This window comes from Verrucosispora sp. SN26_14.1, from assembly GCF_004307965.1.
GTDB lineage: Bacteria > Actinomycetota > Actinomycetes > Mycobacteriales > Micromonosporaceae > Micromonospora.
Genome location: NZ_SISL01000668.1, coordinates 1 through 2,383, shown reverse-complemented (window position 1 = coordinate 2,383; position 2,383 = coordinate 1). Strand labels below are relative to the sequence as shown.

At 71.3% G+C, this 2,383-nt stretch carries 1 protein-coding gene and 1 pseudogene; both read right to left on the bottom strand.

Annotation, left to right across the window (positions count from 1 at the left end; translation table 11 throughout):
* Nucleotides 1-210 (bottom strand): annotated as a pseudogene (locus EYA84_RS30650) (UDP-N-acetylmuramoyl-L-alanyl-D-glutamate--2,6-diaminopimelate ligase); the annotation flags it as partial.
* A gap of 375 nt (nucleotides 211-585) precedes the next feature.
* Entirely contained in the window at nucleotides 586-2,292 is a 1,707-nt protein-coding gene (locus EYA84_RS30645) for a penicillin-binding protein 2 (RefSeq protein ID WP_236146057.1), read from the bottom strand.
* Nucleotides 2,293-2,383: the final 91 nt, after the last annotated feature.

Below are 2,383 nucleotides of genomic sequence, written 5' to 3'. Positions count from 1 at the left end.
GGCCTGGGCCGCACCGGCGGCGAACTCCGCGCCGTGCCGGCGGGCGCCGGGCAGGGCCGCGTACAGGTCGCCGGGTCGGACCTCCTGACTGGCATGGGTCGCCCCGGTCACCACCGGATCGGCGCTGGTAGAGGGCGCCACGGCGAGCCGGGCGGCTAGGTCACCGAGCCGGATTCCGGTCACGGTACGGGGACGAGGATTGCCGCGCACGGCGTCAGACCCTACCCGGTCGCCCGGGTCCGGCCGCACGGCGCGCCTGAATCTCCGCCGCACGAAGTCGAACCGCAGGTGGCGGCCGGTGGATGCGGCAGGCGTACGCCCGACGGCCACGATCGGGCACCCGACCGGCGGGTGTCCCGGCGACCGTCCGCCTCCCCAGGGCGACCGCCCGCCTTCTCGTTAGGACGCGACCAGACGACTTCCGGCGTCGACGACCATTCCCGCCGACGACGGATACGGAAAGACGACGCATCCGGGCACGGTCGCCACGAAAAGGCCGGAAAGCACACCGCCGAATATGCGTACGTCAATTCCTCGGGTCACCGGTGACGGAACCGGTGACCCGAGGATTGACGTCGACGACAGTTACGGGAACACGGTGAATTTCGGGGCCGGATCACTCGACGGCGGCACCCGGAAATGGCGCAGCGCGAAGGTCATCATTTCCTTGAACGCCGGCGCCGCGACCCGGCCACCGCCGCCACTCGGGCTGTGCACGAAGACCGCGATCACGTACTGCGGCTTGTCCGCCGGGGCCATCCCGATGAACGAGGCGACCTCGCCGGGCTGCTTCTTCCCCTCGACCAGCCGCCACCCGGTCCCGGTCTTGCCCGCCACCCGGTAACCGGGCACCGCCGCGGACAGTCCGGTGGCGTTGTCCACGGTGGTGACCGCCTCCAGGATGTGCCGCAACTCGGCGGCGTTCTTCGGGCTGAGCACCTGACGGGTCACCGGCTCCTCGGCCGGTGTCGGCTTACCGTCCGGCCCGATCGTCTCCTTGACCAGCCTCGGCTGCACGTACGTGCCGTCGTTGGCGATGGCGGCGTACGCGGCGGCCATCTGCAGCGGCGTGGCGTCCACGCTGTGCCCGATCGGCACCGAGCCGTGCGACGACTCGCTCCACTCCTGCACCGGCAGCAGTCGTCCGCCCGCCTCGCCGGGCATGCCCACACCGGTCGGCTTGCCGAGCCCGAACCGCTGCTGGTAGTCGAGCAGCCGTTCCGGGCCGAGCTGGTCGGCGATCTGGATGGTGCCGACGTTGGAGGAGTGGGCCATCATCCCGGACACGCTCATCCGCTTGCCGTCCGCCGGGTACGTGTCCCGGAACCAGGTGTCACCCTTGCGGATTCCGTTGGCGACCGGGAAGACGGTGTCCTTGGTGATGACGCCCTCCTGCAACGCCGCCCCGAACGTGATCGCCTTGTGCACCGAACCCGGGTCGACGATGAAACTGGTGGCCGCGTCCTCCCGGTCGGTGGGGTCGCTCGCCTGCGGTTTCGCCGCGTTGTAGGTGGGATGGCTGGCCTGGGCCAGCACCTCCCCGGTCCGCGCGTCGAGCACCACCGCGGCACCCGTGCTGCCCTGCACCGCCTTCATCTGCTCGCTGAGGATCCGCTGCACCGTGTACTGCAGGTCGCGGTCGATGGTGAGCACGATCGAGCTGCCCGGCTTGGCCTTGGTGGTGCGGCTGTAGCCACCGGGGATGGGCGCGGCCAACGCGCCCAGGCCGACCTCGAAGACACGCTGACCGTCCTCGCCGTGCAGCAGGTCGTCGTAGCGCGCCTCCAGGCCCTCCAACCCGACCATGTCCAGGCTGGTGAAACCGATCAGGTTGGCGGCCAGGTCACCGCCGGGGACCTCGCGCCGCTCGTCGCGGTGCACGGCGATGCCCGGCAGACCCAGCTCCATGATCTCCCGTGCCCGGGCCACGGTGACCCCGCGCGCCAGGTACTCGAACTGGGAGTCGACGCCACTGATCCGCTTGCGGGGCTTCATCTTCTCGGCCAGGTCCGAAGCGGGCATGCCGAGCAGCGGGGAGAGCGTCTGCGCGGTCGCCGGGATGTCCTCGATCCGGGTCGGGTCGGCGTAGACGTACCGGGCCTCGACGCTGTGCGCCAGGGCGGCACCGTCGCGGTCGAAGATCGCCCCGCGCGGCGCGGGCAGCGGCACGGTTCGCAGCCGGTCGGCCATGCCGCCGTCGGCGTACGCCGGAGTGTCGACGGTCTGGAGCACGACGAGCCGCACGCCGATGGCGACGAAGAGGGCCAACGCGAGCGCGGTACCCAGCCGCAGCCGGCGTCCCGGGTCGGCGAGCCGGGGCGGACGCGGCGCCTTGCGGGCCTGTCTCTTCTACCCATCTCCGAGCCCACGAGACTAGCGCTCA